Raw genomic sequence first — 15,894 nt, forward strand, 5'->3', positions numbered from 1 at the left:
ACCACCCTTACTCAAGTTTTCTTAATCCCAATAATTTTAGCGTACAGTTAAACCTCATACCGAAAATCTTGTGAAGCAAAGAAGATAAGTAATAGTTAAGTGCTTGAAAAGCCGACGAAGGACAGGATGTCCAAATCAAGCGAGAACCACAGGATGTTGCGATGGAAGTGTGTTAATTCTCGCTTTATTTTAACACAGAAAAACCAAAAAAAAGATATGTAATTGGTTGTATTGTGAATTCCGTTTTCTGCTTTGCCTTGTAATAATAAGGGTATGACAACAAGTGTTGGTTTCAAGGAGGAAATGAAATTGGAAAACGTTCAAATATTAGATGGCTTATTTAAAGAATCTCAAGAAAAAGGAAAGGATTATCTTCTTTATCTTGATGTAGATCGATTAATGGCTCCTTGCTATGAAGCGGCAGGACAAACTGCAAAAAAACATCGTTACGGCGGTTGGGAGAAAACAGGTATTAGCGGACATTCAATTGGTCATTGGCTATCAGCTGCAGCAACTATGTATTCCATAACAAACGATCAACAATTAAAGGAGAAGCTTGATTATGCAGTAAAAGAGCTTGCACATATACAGTCTTTCGATGGAGAAGGGTATGTAAGCGGGTTTTCAAGAACTTGTTTTGACAAGGTTTTCACAGGTGATTTTGAAGTGGAAAACTTTAGTCTAGGCGGGGGATGGGTCCCATGGTACAGTATTCATAAAATTTATGCAGGTTTAATTGATACGTATCAGCTCATCGGCAATATGCAAGCACTTGATGTTGTCATAAAGCTTGCCAATTGGGCGAAAAAAGGTACTGATCAATTAACCGATGAGCAGTTTCAAAGAATGCTTATATGTGAACACGGCGGTATGAATGAAGCGATGGCAGATCTCTATTTTATTACCGGCAACCGTGACTACTTAGAGCTTGCCACTCGTTTCTGCCATAAAGCTGTACTTGATCCGCTTGCAAAAGGGATAGATGAGCTACAAGGGAAACATGCAAATACACAAATTCCGAAAGTAATCGGTGCTGCAAAACTTTATATGATCACTGGTGACGAAACATATAAACACATGGCAGAGTATTTTTGGAAACAGGTCACAAAGCATCGATCCTATGTAATTGGCGGTAATAGCATAAACGAGCATTTCGGGCCGGAAAATACCGAAGAGCTTGGCATTCAAACAACTGAAACGTGTAACACCTATAATATGCTTAAGTTAACGGAGTTACTATTTCAATGGTCGCAAAAAGCAGAATATACGGATTACTATGAAAAAGCGCTCTATAATCATATTTTAGCTTCACAGGATCCTGATTCGGGAATGAAAACATATTTTGTTTCAACACAACCTGGGCATTTCAAGGTATATTGCACGCCAGATGAGTCTTTCTGGTGCTGTACGGGAACAGGGATGGAAAATCCAGCACGATATAATCGGCATATTTATTATGAAAATCAAGAGGATTTATTTATAAATCTATTTATCTCATCAGACATTCATTTGAAAAATAAAAATTTGAAGCTTAAGCAGGTAACAAACTTTCCAGAATCTAATAAAACAAAACTGTTATTTAATAGCGGTACAAAAGAAAACGTAAGGCTCCATATTAGGGTACCGGGTTGGGTTTCGGGACCAATGACTGTCCTTGTTAATGGTCAAAAGCAATACCAGTCCCAAGAACGTGGATATATAACCATTGAAAGTCAATGGAGCGAAGGTGATATCATCGATATTGAGATTCCGATGAGTTTGCACGTTTCAAGAAGTAAAAATGATCCTAGAAAGGCAGCTATTCTTTTTGGACCGATTGTGTTGGCAGGGGCTTTAGGGAGAGAAAAATTCCCAGAAACAGATATCATTGCTGATCATGTTAAACTGAATAACCATCCCTTAATAAACGTTCCAGACCTTATCACGAATGAAGAGGATGTTTCAAAGTGGATTACACCGATTGAAGGAGAAAAGCTGGCCTTTCGAACAGCTGCAATCGGGCAGCCTGGAAATAGAAGCGTCACTCTCATCCCATTTTATGACCTGCATCATCAGCGCTATACGATTTATTGGAATGTTATGGATGAAACAGCCTATCAGTCTTTTGTTGACAAAGAACAAGAGGAAGCGAAAAAACTAAGAGAAATAACGGTTGATAGTGTTCAACCTCATGAACAGCAGCCAGAGGTGGATCATGCGATTAAATCGAAAAACTCCAGGTCTGGTTACTTAAACCTCTTCAATTCAGGATGGAGAGATTGTAAGAATGAAGGCTATTTCAGCTATGAAATGACTGTAAATCCGGAAAATCAGATGTACCTGCTTGTTAGCTACAGCGGGAATGATACTGTTTTGCATGAAGACGGAAAAGCGTATCAGCGTGAATTTGATATTTTTATAGATGGGTCGAAAATAGCTCATCAAAAACTGAAAAGAAACGATCCTGGAAAGCTTTTTGATGTTTGCTACGATATCCCTCTTTCTTTAACACAAGGAAAAGAAAGAGTGGAAGTGAAATTTGCTTCAGAGGATGGAAAAGTAGCAGGAGGGGTTTATCGAGTTAGAATCTTAAATGACAAGAGTGTTATTTGATAATAATAGATTCCGCTACTAAGAGCCTGACAAAAATATTGTTAGGCTTTTTTACACGAATGCGTTTGACTATAGGTTGTAAAAAACCTGTCAGATCCCAATCTTTGGATAACTGACAGGTTCAAACTCATTCTTTTATTAAATTTTCATTACTCCGCCAGTGTTAGCTGATGTAACGAGCTTAGAGTAACGTGCTAAGTAACCTTTTTTCACTTTCGGTTCAAAGCCTTTCCAGTTCGCTTTACGTTTTGCAAATTCTTCATCTGAAATTTCTAATTGGATTTTACGATTATTTAAATCAAGTTCGATGATATCACCATTTTCTACAAATGCAATCGGTCCGCCTTCTGCAGCTTCCGGTGAAATATGACCGATTGAAATACCTCTTGATGCACCTGAGAAACGCCCGTCAGTAATTAAACCTACTTTTGCTCCAAGACCTCTACCAACAATTTGTGAAGTAGGGGCAAGCATTTCAGGCATTCCTGGTCCGCCTTTAGGACCTTCATAACGGATAACAACAACATCGCCTTCTTTTACTTTACCAGTAATAATTCCTGAAAGTGCCTCTTCTTGTGAGTCAAAGCAAATGGCAGGACCTCTATGGTAGCCGCCAACAGCAGGGTCAACTGCACCAACTTTTATCACCGCACCATCTGGAGCTAAGTTACCAAATAAAACAGCAAGACCGCCTTGCTCAGAATGTGGATTGTCTAATGGACGAATGACATTCTTGTCCAAAATATCTGCTCCAGCAACATTTTCACGTAATGTTTTGCCTGAAACAGTTAAGCAATCGCCATTAATAGCACCAGGCTTTTTAAGGACCTCATTAATGATCGCACTTACTCCGCCTGCGTTATGCACATCTTCAATATGGTAATCTGATGCCGGAGCAATTTTTGCCAAATGAGGCACTCGGCTTGCAATATCATTGATACGTTCTAATGAATAATCAATTTCTGCCTCATGGGCTAATGCAAGTGTATGCAATACAGTATTTGTAGATCCGCCCATAGCCATATCTAATGCGAAAGCATTATCAATTGCATCAATAGTAACAATATCACGCGGTTTAATATCTTTTTTAATAAGTTCCATTAACTGTGTAGCAGAGCGTTTGACAAATTCTCTACGTTCAGGAGAAACAGCTAAAATGGTTCCATTTCCCGGAAGTGCAAGTCCGAGACCTTCAGCTAGACAGTTCATTGAGTTTGCTGTAAACATACCTGAACAAGAACCGCATGTTGGACATGCAAATTGCTCAATTTCTTGAAGTTTTTCTTCTGTTATTTTACCTGATTGGTATGCTCCAACACCTTCAAATACTGAATTTAAGTTAAGCGGGTTACCATCTTTATCTGTACCAGCCTTCATTGGTCCGCCACTTACGAAAATCGTAGGAATATTTACACGAAGAGCTGCCATTAACATTCCTGGTGTAATTTTGTCACAGTTTGGAATACATACCATTCCATCGAACCAGTGAGCTGAAACAACCGTTTCTACCGAATCAGCAATGATTTCGCGGCTTGGAAGTGAATATCTCATCCCAATATGTCCCATCGCAATTCCATCATCAACACCAATTGTGTTCATCTCAAATGGTACTCCGCCAGCTTCACGAATCGCATCTTTTACAATTTTTCCGAACTCTTGTAAATGTACATGACCTGGAACTATATCAATATATGAATTGACAACCGCAATAAACGGTTTGCCGAAATCTTCATCTTTTACACCGGCTGCACGAAGCAAGCTTCTGTGTGGGGCACGGTCAATTCCTTGTTTAATCATATTACTACGTTGTTCAGCCAAGTTAAATCCCTCCAAATAAACAGTCCATTAAAAAATTCTTCAGAAAATTTTAATATTTCATATTGTAACATTATTTTTACTATTATCATAGTTTTAAATCACAATTCTTTTCAGTAAAAATAATAGGGAACCTTTTAGGAGATAAATTATTGTCGAGGAAATGACTATATTTTTTCATGATCGTAAATAAATCAAATGAATATGGAGAAAAATAGAAAAAAACAGGAAGGGGGACTTGTATGGCAAACGATCCATTCGAAGATACATTTAAACCTTTAAAAAGGAAGGAAGAAGTTTTGGAAATCAGTTCAACTGGATATGGATTGGAGTCTGTTTCAGAAGAAAATGCAGAAACGCTAAAACCAAAGCAAGAGAATAAAGGAAGCTCTCCGGAATGCGGCGGTCTTTAGGCAGAATGTCATCAAAGCAAAATCAGTGCCTGAAAGTAGTCTTTTATTGTTAAGGTAAAGGACTACTTTCTTTTATTAAATGTTTTACAGCAGGTAGGTCAGCAGGCGCCCATCTTAATGAGCCTAAATGTTCTCTTTTTAACCATATTAGCTTAGCGTGTTCAATTGGAATTGGAAGTCCCTTTGTCATCTTGCATGTAATACAGAGTAAATGAACCCTGAATGTATCGTATTCATGAATATTTTCATGGAATAGGGACTGTCCGCTAACTTGGCAACCTAATTCTTCCTTTATTTCTCTTTCGATCGCATGAAAGATATCTTCATTTTTCTCAACTTTTCCGCCAGGAAATTCCCACATATTCGGTAATGACATATGAGAAGATCTAAGAGCGCAAAGTATTTCATTCTTATCATTCTCAATGATGGCTGCTACAACCTTTATCGTTTTCATATCGAACTTCTCCATTTAAATGAGTTAGTTTTATCTATTGTCTTTACTATACAGGAAGCAAATGAAGATAAAAACATTAATAAAAAGTAAATATATTTACAAATTGCAAACTTTCCTAGGTAAAACCTCATAAAAATGTTTACCAAAATCGGTCCATTTATAATCCAATAATCATACTTTTTTTATTGGAAGTGTTGATGCTGCAAAGTTTTTCCTTTTTAACATAATCTTTAGGAAGACTAAACCGGTCATTAATAGAGCGTTTACATATTATCGTTATGATGTTTGCTGTAATACATAATTTTTGGGAGGGAATTTGTAATGAAGAGAATGTTATATCCAGTTTTATTAGCAGCAATGGTAACGATGATCATTGGCAGCAGTTTATTAGGTACATCCCAAGCATTCGCTGCAACAGCAGCGGAGGAACCATCTAATGTGGATGTAAAGGTTATGACGTATAACCTAAGATATCAAAATACCTCTGATCCATCTCCACATACTTGGTCAGAACGACTTCCAGCTATTAAGAAGCTTGTTCGGATGGAGCGCCCGGATATTATTGGCACACAAGAGGTACTATTTCAACAGCTTCAAGACCTGGAAGAAAACTTGCCTGATTACGAATGGATTGGCTTAGGCAGAGAGGGAGGAAATAAAGGCGAATATTCAGCGATTTTTTTTAATGAAAACCGCTATCAACCTTTAGAGTATGACCATTTTTGGTTATCAGATACTCCTAATGTAATTGGTTCGAAGACTTGGGGCAATTCCATCCCAAGAATGGTAACATGGGCAAAGTTTCTTGATAAGCAAAGCAATCAGCAGTTTTATGTTGTGAACACACATTTTGATCACCAATCAGTTGAAGCAAGAGAAAAAAGTGCGAAATTAATCTTGGAAAAAACGAAAGCATTCGATCAAAATTTGCCGATCTTATTAACTGGTGACTTTAATACAAGCCCTGATAGTGTCCCGCATCAAACATTGACTGGCGATGGTGCATTTGATGATTTATGGGAAACAGCTGATACAAAGGTTAATGAGGATCTAGGAACATTTAATGGCTTCCGTGATCCAACTGGAGGCGGACCAGATCGCAGAATCGACTGGATTCTCGCAAAGGGAAATGTCCGAGCACATAGCATCGAAATTTTGGACTATTATAAAAATGGACAATTTCCTAGTGATCATTTTCCAGTTATCGCTGATGTAACATTATCATTTTAAAATGGAGATAAGAGAAGAAACTTCTGAAGGTGCTTAGCATCCTTAGGAGTTCTTCTCTTTTAAGTTCAAATTCCGCCTAAATTACTTTTACATCAACAGATACATTCAATTGCTGTTCCCCTAATCCCTGATATATTCCCTTCACAGGAACGATATCTCTGTAGTTTCTGCCATGTCCTATTTTTACGTATCGCCAATTTATTTTTCCGTTATTGGTTGGGTCGAAACCTGTCCAGCCGACTATTGGGATATAGGCCTCAACCCATGCGTGTGAGGCATGCTGGATTTCAACATGCTGATTACTGATATCTCCAATAAATTGATAACCACTTACATATCTTGCAGGTATTTTATATAAATGGCATATGGCAATCATTAAATGTGCATAATCCTGGCATACACCACGTTTTAAACGCAATGTTTCTTCCACAGTCGTATGAACATGGGTGGCTTGTGTATCATATGTTAAGTTTGCATAAAGTAAATTTGATATTTGTTCAAGTAATTGATAGATATTCTCTGATTTTTCAATATGTAGCTTCTCTGAACAAAATGTCTTTAATTCTGGCGTACCGCGAGTATAGTCCGTTTCCATTAAGTATTCTGCATATTGATTTTGAAAGGACTCACTAGCTAGAATTTCACTTTCTGTTTTAAAAGGCAAATAGTAGATTTGATTATGATTCTTCTCCTCTGTTTCTACAATAGAAAGTGATTTTATTTCAAGTTCCTCATGTGGGAAGGGGATGGTAAAATGATGCACCGTATTGCCGAAATAGTCTATGTAAGAAAAGAGCGGCACTTTGGGATCAACAAAGATTGCATGTTCATTGCAAACTTGATGATCGTCGGTTCTGGGAGTTAGACGAATCTCATTATTGCTGTCTACTACTGGCTGCTGATACGTATATTTTGTAAGATGGGTAATTTGTATTTTCACGCTCCAACGAACTCCTCCTGAAAAAATGTCTTTGTGATGGTTTCCCCAAGTTGATGGCAGGATCCCAACATTTGATAGAGTAAATCTAAACCATAAAGTTCTCCTTGACTACCAGCAAGAATATCTTTTATTTTGGCCGCTAATTCTATCGCCTGGTCTGATAAAAGACTAAAATTATAATCCTGTTGTCTAATATTTTGCAAATTTGTTTCTAATGAAGTTAACGAATAATGAACAGAACGCGGAAAAGTAGGGTGAAGCATCATATATTCAACTACGCTTTCAAACGAAACGTTGTTTGCGTGAACCTTGCGAAATCCTTCATAACCCCCGATCGATTTTAAAAGAACAATCATCCGGTTATAATCACTCTTTTTCTGTGATAGCGATCCGTCCTCCAGAAAATTTATATAAATAGTATAGAGTATTCTCAGTATATTTTCTGCACGCTCCAAATGCTTACCTGCATGCAGGAAATCCCATTCCTGTTCACGTGCCATTACAGAAAATGCTGTTCCGTTAAAGCTTGATATCCACTCCCTAATTCGTTGGTAGAAGAAGTAAGGTGATTGTTCCAGGGCAGTCTTTAAATTCTGGTCTTTTAACCAAAGATAAAAAGCATTGGTAATATCCCACAATTCATCAGGAAGCAATTGCCGCAACGCACGCATATTTGTTCTTGTTTGCTGGACGCAAGAATAGATGGAATTTGCGTTTGTTTTATCAAATGTTAGAAACTGTATGGCTGAATGTTCATTGATTTCTTTATATTTCTTATTAAAGTTGTCAACATTTCCGATTGCAGAAACAAGTCGCTCCCACATATAATCTTGTTCATTCTCATTTTTTATTAGTTCATGGCGCATATGAAAGTTAACATCAATTAATCTTGTATGATTTTCTATCCTTTCCGTATAACGTCCGACCCAAAATAATAATTCAGCACATCGATTCATCATGTTTCTTCACCTCATCATTTTTTTGAACAAAAACCTTTCTTAAAGAACCCAAGTATCTTTTGTACCGCCGCCCTGAGAAGAATTTACAACGAGCGATCCTTCTTTTAGTGCAACTCTGGTAAGTCCTCCGGGAGCAATCTGAACAGTATCCCCTGAAAATACAAATGCACGAAAATCAATATGGCGTGGTACAGGTTCACCGTCATTTGATAGAGAAGGCGCACATGAAAGGTTCATTGTTGGTTGTGCAATATACCGTTCTGGATGCTCCTTGATTTTTAGTGCAAAATCATTGATTTCTTCTGCAGTTGCCGTCGGACCAATTAACATACCATATCCGCCTGACAGTGTTCTTTCTTTAACAACCATTTTTGATAGATTAGCAAGGACATGATCTTTTTCTTCCTGTTTAGAAAGAATATAGGTAGGAACGTTTTTTAGAATTGGTTCTTCATTTAAATAATAGCGAATCATGGCTGGTACATATGCATACACAGCTTTATCATCTGCGATTCCTGTTCCAGGGGCATTAGCTAAAGCAACATTTCCGGCACGATATGCATTCATGAGACCAGGTACTCCAAGCAGGGAATCAGCCCGAAAAGCAAGAGGATCAAGAAATTCATCATCAATGCGGCGATAAATGACATCTACTTGACGGAGACCCTGGATGCTTTTTAAATAAACCTTTTGATCAATGACAATCAAATCTCTTCCTTCAACAAGCTCAATGCCCATCTCTTGAGCAAGAAATGTGTGATCATAGTACGCAGCATTATGAACACCGGGTGTCAGTAAAACAACAAGCGGATTCTGTTTTCCATTAGGTGCTAAGCTTCTCAGGCTCCCCAGTAAATGATTTAATCCTTGACTAATTTCACGAACCTGATATTCAAAGAACAACTCTGGAAATAAGTGCATCATTAAGGAGCGATTTTTATAGACATAGGACAATCCAGATGGACTTCGCAAATTATCTTCAAGCACATAGAATTCTCCGGTTTCACTGCGGATAATATCAATACCAGAAAGGGGGATATAATGATCATTTGGAATCTTCATCCCAACCATATCAGGAATAAAATACGGGTTTGTCACAATCATTTTTCTTGGAATAATCTCATCTTTAAAGATGTTCTGATCATGATAAACATCTTTAATGAACATGTTTAAGGCAATAACCCTTTGCTTTAAACCGCATTCCAGAACCTCCCATTCCTTCGAGTTGATAATTCTCGGAATCATATCAAAAGGGATCGTTCTCTCCGAATGGGTATCTTCATTGCTTCCGTCGTAAAGGGTAAAGGTAATCCCTTGTTTCATCATTTGCGATTGCATAGAGGTATTGCGGTTTGTTAACTTATTGGCTCCCATTTTTGAAAACTGATGGTACAGCTTTTCGTATGTACTTCTTACATTTCCATTTTCATCAAACATTTCATCATAAAAAGAATGCTTAGCATAATCGGCAAATACATGATTGTTTTTCATTGTCAACACCGTCACTTTTTTTCTCCTCCAAATGGGTACATTCCAAATTTTCATAACTGTCACCCTGACTATGTTATTTTTGGTAACATCTGTAGCGATATCGAAAGTATATGATAATCAAAATGCTTCTGTATGTCGAAAATGGTCTCGAAAATGTGTCTAATTTATGACATTTGGTTATATTTTTACTAATTTCTAATTTAGGAAATTTAATATACAATAAAATATAACTTGTTATGTAAGAAAACCTAACAAAAAGTATTTAAAATTTTTATCTTTTCGTTTATAATTTCTTGATAGATTCAGAAAATTCTTTAAAATATATTTAAAAAGAGAAATGAGAGGGGAGGTCACATGAGATTTACAATTAGCAAAAAGTTAATAGCGGGATTTCTTACCGTAACGGTATTATTCGGCGCAGCTATTGGAGTGTTTTATTATTACATGAATAAAATCAATAGCTCTTATTCTAATATGATTGATATTCGAGTCAATATTTTAAGCAATGTGAAAGACATTGAGGTATTGTCTACACAACAAACAAACAGTTTGCGGGGGTATCTATTAACAGCAAATCCCGATTTTGAGACTGAGCTTCATAGAGTCAATACGGAATTAAATTTGTTGATAAATGAAACTAGTATCCTAGTGACAAGACCTGAAAGCAAAGAAGCGGTTGAAGAATTAAAGAAGCTTAATATCCAATTCACTGCAAAATATGAGGAGCTTTTAAGGATCTTTAATGAAAATTCAGATCAGCAAGCTGCTTTGGACTACTTTAAAACCGAAGTCATGCCTATTGGAATGAAATTTGCCCCGCTAACGAATTATCTTACTGACCAAAACCAGGAAATAATGACACAAGCGAGAAATGAGAATACTGCTCTTGTGAATGATATGAAGGAAATGTCGATCATCGTAAGTATGACTCTATTAATCATCAGTTTATTCACTGGTCTTCTCATATCAAGAAATATCAAAAGAAATCTCTCAAAAATGACAAAGGCAATAGCATCTTTCGCATCTGGTTCAAGCAATATAACTCAATTTACTCCAATTGAAGTGAAAACGAATGATGAGATTGGCGAAATTGCCAAATCATTTAATGAAATGACAAAAACATTACAGGAAAAAAGCTGGCTGGAAACAAGTTTAACTGAAATGGCGACAATGTACCAAGGAATTCATGATTTAGATAAATTGGCGAAGGAATTTCTATCAAAAATAACACCGATGGTAGGAGCAAGCTTTGGAGTATTTTATGTGAAAGATGGATCAGATAAAAAACTTTTCCGCAGTATTGCATGTTATGCAAAAAATGGTCATTGTAAAGAAACCCCTAACTATCACCTGGGAGAAGGTATTGTAGGCCAAGCTGCTCTCGAAAATAAGGTGATTCATTTAACGGACCTTCCAATTGGTTATATTAAGATAACTTCAGGAGTGGGGGTTGGGGAACCAGCCAGCCTTTTAGTGATACCTGTAGAATTTGCCGGTGAAGTGACAGTTGTCATTGAATTAGCTTCTTTTAAAAGGTTTGAACATATCCAGGAAAAATTGCTTTATCAGATAGCAAATCATATTGGTATCACAGTGAATAGTGTTAGCGGTAGGATGCAGATTGAAAAGCTGTTAAAAGAATCAAAACAGTTAACAGAAGAACTGCAAAGTCAATCAGAAGAATTGCAGCTGCAGCACGAAGAATTAATTAGCATGAATGAAAAGCTTGAAGAACAGTATAAAAGATTAGAGCAAAAAACAAAGGATTTAAATACAACAAAATTGGAGCTTGAGGAAAAAGCAGAACAGCTGGAAATGAATTCTAATTATAAGTCTGAGTTTTTAGCGAATATGTCTCATGAATTGCGGTCACCATTGAACAGCTTGCTAATACTTGCTCATATGTTGTCAGAAAATGAAGAGGGAAATCTTACAAATCAACAAGTTCAATATGCAGAAACCATTTATAAATCAGGAAATGACCTTTTGCATTTAATTAATGAAATTTTAGATTTATCTAAAATAGAGTCAGGTATGATCGATATCATACCAAGTGAAGTCACTCTGAAAGAAATTTGTCTTTTGGCAGAACGTCAATTTTTGCCGCTGGCCAAACAAAAGGGGCTTAGATTTTCAATAAATATGGATGAGGAACTGCCAAGCTCGATTTGGACAGATCAATATCGATTACAGCAAGTCATCAATAATTTATTGTCAAATGCATGTAAATTTACCGAAAATGGTGAAGTGATCATGCATGTACATAAAGCGAAACTGGAAACACATCCAACATTAAGTCATAACGATACTGTTTTGGCCTTTTCGATAAGAGATACAGGCATTGGAATCCCATTTGATAAAAGAAAGCTAATTTTTCAAGCATTCCAGCAAGGGGATGGAACAACAAGCAGGAAATACGGTGGTACGGGATTAGGCCTCTCTATTAGTCAAGAAATTGCACAACTGTTAGGCGGTGGCATCGATGTTGAAAGTGAGCAGGGAAAAGGGAGTACCTTTACATTATATTTACCGGTCTATGAAAAGAATTGTTCAACAGAAGCTGGGCAGTTAATTGATGAAGCAGCAACTACACTTGAAGATCTTAGTGGGAATATACAGCTGGAGGGAACACAGGATAGTGACAGTCTGTTCAAAGGCAAAAAAATACTAATTGTTGATGATGATATGCGTAATATTTTCGCCATTACTACGGCATTAGAAAAGAAGCAAATGGACATTTTCTTTGCAGAAAACGGCAGGAGCGGTATTGCGGCATTACAGGAAAATCCTGATATCGATCTAATCTTAATGGATATTATGATGCCTGGAATGGACGGCTATGAGACGATCCACGCAATAAGAGCGATACCTGAATTCCAAAATATCCCTATCATTGCACTTACAGCAAAGGCAATGAAAATGGATAAGGTGAAATGCATTGAGGCTGGGGCATCAGATTATATTAGCAAGCCTGTATTTTTAGATCAGCTTTTTTCATTAATGAAGGTGTGGTTGTACAGATAGGTGGAAGATACACTCAATGGACAAGATGTTGATAACTGAAGGAGAACTTAAGGAACTTGAAAAAATAGAAATTGATCTCTTGCTTGAGGGGATTTTTCGCTACTATGGATTTGACTTTCGAAACTATGTCTTCTCATCGATTCGCCGCAGAATATGGCATCGTATCTATTTAGAGAGAGCATCATCGGTATCAGGATTGCAGGAATTGGTTCTGCATAACCCTCAAATCATGAAGAGTCTCTTGGAGGATTTTTCGATCACCGTAACTGAAATGTTTCGTGATCCTAGTTTTTTTAACTCTTTTCGTACAAAGATTATTCCAATGTTAAGAGAATACCCTGTGATTCGTATTTGGCATGCAGGCTGTTCTACTGGTGAAGAGGTTTACTCCATGGCTATTCTTTTATATGAAGAAGGCTTATATGAGAAAGCAACACTTTATGCAACAGATATAAACGAAACGGCAATTGAAACGGCTAAATCAGGCCTTTTCCCATTAAAAAAAATGCAACTATACACGAAAAATTATCTGCATTCAGGCGGTAAGAAGGCGTTTAGTGAATATTATTCTGTGAAAGACGGCAAGGCATGTTTTCACTCCTTTCTTCGTGAAAATATCGTATTCGCTCAACATAATTTAGCGGTTGATCATTCCTTTAATGAATTTCATGTCATTCTATGCAGAAATGTCATGATTTATTTTGATACAACCTTACAAAACAGGGTACATGACTTATTCTATAACAGCTTGGTATCATCCGGAATATTAGGGATAGGGAAAAAGGAAGATCTTGCTTTTACAAGCCATAGTGCGTATTATGAGGAGTTGGATTCAGATGAAAAGCTATTTAGAAAAATCAAATAGAAAGAATAAAGTAAAGATTTTATTAGTAGATGACAGACCTGAAAATCTACTGGCACTTAAAAGTGTACTAACATCTCCTGAGTATCATCTGATATGTGCAAGATCTGGTGAAGAAGCATTAAAGCACGTGTTGATCGAAGAGATTGCCGTCATCTTACTGGATGTTCAAATGCCTGGGATTGATGGATTTGAAACCGCCAGGATCATAAAGTCCCGTGAAAAATCTAAGCAAATTCCCATTATATTTATAACAGCCATTAGTCAGGCTATAGACCATGTAAAAGAGGGGTATCGTGCAGGTGCGATTGATTACATTTTTAAACCCTTCCATCCTGAGACATTGAAGATGAAAATTGATGCATTTGTGAAAGTCCACCAATACCAGGAACAAATTAAGTTTCAAAATGAAGTGATGAAGGTAATTGGAGAAACATTAGCTGATACGCTGATTACCTATGGAAACCAAGGGGAGATGATTTCTGTAAATCCTGCCGTTTTCAACATGTTTGGCTACAATGAAGCAGAATTAATAGGGAAGAACATCAGTGAAATTCTCCCTGAAATAAAAAGGATCACCAACGATTCAAAGCAAATAGGAACCATTATTGAGATGAATGCTCTTCGAAAGAATTCAACGGTATTTCCAGCTGATATCCAAATTGGCGAAGCAAAAATCAAGGGTAATCTTGTTTATGTGTGTTCCATAAGGGATGTAACCGAGCGAAAATTAATAGAAGAAGAGCGTTTTCGAAAAATCTTTGAGGCAACACCATGTTTAGTATCTTTGAGATCCCTAGAAGATTGGCGGTTTATAAATGTAAATAAAAGCTGGCTGACGTATTCCGGCTACGAACGCTATGACGATGTACTTAATCAAACGACAGATCTATTAAAATATATTGTGTATCATGAGGATTCAAGTGAAACAGTCATAGAACTAGCTGATCTAGTTCATCCCATTCATAGCAGCAGGATAAAATACTTAAATAAATCCGGAGAGCTTCGTGAAGGGTTGCTATCCACTGAAATTTTAATGGTGCATAATGAGAAATGCCTCCTTTCAGTCATTACCGATGTAACTGAAAGGGTTTTAGTAGAAAAAGAAATGGAGCGGTTAGACAGGTTGAATCTAGTTGGAGAAATGGCATCAGGAATCGTCCATGAAGTGCGAAATCCGATGACTACCATTCGCGGTTTTTTGCAAATGTCGAAGGATTTCCCTTCATCTGAATTTATCGATATCATGATTGAAGAGCTGGACAGAGCTCATAATATCATTACGGAATTTCTCTCAGTATCAAAAACAAATACGTCAAAGCGTACTAGGAAGAATATTAATGAAGTGATAGAAACCCTGTATCCGCTAATTCAGGCAAAAGCCATGTACGTTGGGCAGCACGTACATCTTGATTTAGGGGCATGTCCCGAGATTCGTATTAATGAAAGGGAAATCAGGCAATTAATTCTAAACCTTTCTCTTAATGGGCTTGAAGCGATGTCTGCAGGGGGGACTTTGAATATTCAAACATATTATAAAGATGATGAGGTTGTCCTAGCGATTAAGGATCAAGGCAAAGGAATAAAACAAGAAATCATCGATAAAATTGGCACCCCGTTTTTCAGTACAAAGAAAAATGGAACCGGTCTTGGCTTATCGATCTGTCACAAAGTAGCTTCTGAACATCATGCAACGATTAAAATCGATTCTAACAGCAAAGGGACGACATTTTTTGTCAGCTTTTCAAGTAATGAAAAACTAGTAACAGAAGATGAATTAATCGGATAAAAATAAAAAGAAGTTATTATCCAATCTATTAAGCAGGTAATTACTTCTTTTTTTAATATAGATAAAATGTCTACAAATTGATTTACTTACTATATGAACGTCAGTCTTATTATTGCATTTTTGGAAAAACTACTCTTTCAATTGACCTACAGCCCTCCCTTATCACAAATAACTTCGATCGTACCATAATGTATCTCAGATAAACCGTGATCATGAGTCCCATCCGGTTCCTTTTTCATTGGTCTCATCCTAAGCCTTACTTATGGTGGATTCATTTACTCATTTGCTGATTCTGTCCATGTCGTCTAGCCTAATAGTCAACCTT

11 protein-coding genes are annotated in these 15,894 nt (G+C 37.0%); 6 read left to right on the forward strand and 5 right to left on the reverse strand.

Going from position 1 to position 15,894, the window contains the following annotated elements:
• Nucleotides 1–303 precede the first annotated feature (303 nt).
• Nucleotides 304–2,592, forward strand: coding sequence for a glycoside hydrolase family 127 protein (locus tag WQ54_RS11910; protein WP_231597514.1), 2,289 nt, complete (start codon nucleotides 304–306; stop codon nucleotides 2,590–2,592).
• 138 nt (nucleotides 2,593–2,730) lie between these two features.
• Here the strand turns inward: WQ54_RS11910 and ilvD are convergent, their stop codons facing one another.
• Nucleotides 2,731–4,410 carry a dihydroxy-acid dehydratase gene (ilvD, locus tag WQ54_RS11915; protein WP_197089585.1) on the reverse strand — a complete coding sequence of 560 codons (1,680 nt, stop codon included), beginning with the start codon at nucleotides 4,408–4,410 and terminating at the stop codon, nucleotides 2,731–2,733.
• A gap of 239 nt (nucleotides 4,411–4,649) precedes the next feature.
• On the opposite strand from ilvD, the gene WQ54_RS34265 reads away from it, so the two are divergent.
• Nucleotides 4,650–4,820: a hypothetical protein gene (locus WQ54_RS34265; RefSeq protein WP_197089586.1), complete on the forward strand. Its 171-nt coding sequence runs from the start codon at nucleotides 4,650–4,652 to the stop codon at nucleotides 4,818–4,820.
• 49 nt (nucleotides 4,821–4,869) lie between these two features.
• Here the strand turns inward: WQ54_RS34265 and WQ54_RS11920 are convergent, their stop codons facing one another.
• The gene (locus WQ54_RS11920; RefSeq protein WP_197089587.1) at nucleotides 4,870–5,274 is read right to left on the reverse strand and encodes a (deoxy)nucleoside triphosphate pyrophosphohydrolase; all 405 of its coding nucleotides are present in this window, start codon (nucleotides 5,272–5,274) and stop codon (nucleotides 4,870–4,872) included.
• 321 nt (nucleotides 5,275–5,595) lie between these two features.
• Between WQ54_RS11920 and WQ54_RS11925 the strand changes: the two genes are divergently transcribed.
• Nucleotides 5,596–6,504, forward strand: a complete 909-nt coding sequence (locus WQ54_RS11925; RefSeq protein WP_052737762.1) for an endonuclease/exonuclease/phosphatase family protein — start codon at nucleotides 5,596–5,598, stop codon at nucleotides 6,502–6,504.
• Between the two features lie 76 nt (nucleotides 6,505–6,580).
• Here the strand turns inward: WQ54_RS11925 and WQ54_RS11930 are convergent, their stop codons facing one another.
• The 3 genes from WQ54_RS11930 to WQ54_RS11940 are packed head-to-tail and all read right to left on the reverse strand — an operon-like array spanning nucleotide 6,581 to nucleotide 9,894.
• Nucleotides 6,581–7,444 (reverse strand): transglutaminase family protein, encoded by an 864-nt coding sequence (locus tag WQ54_RS11930; RefSeq protein WP_046516773.1) that lies wholly within the window; start codon nucleotides 7,442–7,444, stop codon nucleotides 6,581–6,583.
• Complete coding sequence (locus WQ54_RS11935) at nucleotides 7,441–8,403, reverse strand: alpha-E domain-containing protein (protein ID WP_046516776.1); 963 nt, start codon at nucleotides 8,401–8,403, stop codon at nucleotides 7,441–7,443. The genes WQ54_RS11930 and WQ54_RS11935 overlap by 4 nt, the downstream gene beginning before the upstream one ends.
• A gap of 39 nt (nucleotides 8,404–8,442) precedes the next feature.
• The gene (locus WQ54_RS11940; RefSeq protein WP_046516838.1) at nucleotides 8,443–9,894 is read right to left on the reverse strand and encodes a circularly permuted type 2 ATP-grasp protein; all 1,452 of its coding nucleotides are present in this window, start codon (nucleotides 9,892–9,894) and stop codon (nucleotides 8,443–8,445) included.
• A gap of 354 nt (nucleotides 9,895–10,248) precedes the next feature.
• Between WQ54_RS11940 and WQ54_RS11945 the strand changes: the two genes are divergently transcribed.
• From WQ54_RS11945 to WQ54_RS11955, 3 genes are read left to right on the forward strand one after another with little or no spacing between them, the layout of a single operon-like run.
• The gene (locus WQ54_RS11945; RefSeq protein ID WP_046516779.1) at nucleotides 10,249–12,918 is read left to right on the forward strand and encodes an ATP-binding protein; all 2,670 of its coding nucleotides are present in this window, start codon (nucleotides 10,249–10,251) and stop codon (nucleotides 12,916–12,918) included.
• A 25-nt stretch (nucleotides 12,919–12,943) separates the two neighbouring features.
• Nucleotides 12,944–13,783, forward strand: coding sequence for a protein-glutamate O-methyltransferase CheR (locus WQ54_RS11950; RefSeq protein WP_046516841.1), 840 nt, complete (start codon nucleotides 12,944–12,946; stop codon nucleotides 13,781–13,783).
• Nucleotides 13,755–15,569, forward strand: coding sequence for a response regulator (locus WQ54_RS11955; RefSeq protein ID WP_046516781.1), 1,815 nt, complete (start codon nucleotides 13,755–13,757; stop codon nucleotides 15,567–15,569). The genes WQ54_RS11950 and WQ54_RS11955 overlap by 29 nt, the downstream gene beginning before the upstream one ends.
• Nucleotides 15,570–15,894 lie beyond the last annotated feature (325 nt).

Origin of the sequence: Bacillus sp. SA1-12, assembly GCF_000981385.1 — a bacterium.
In the GTDB taxonomy this organism is placed as follows: Bacteria; Bacillota; Bacilli; order Bacillales; family Bacillaceae; genus Metabacillus.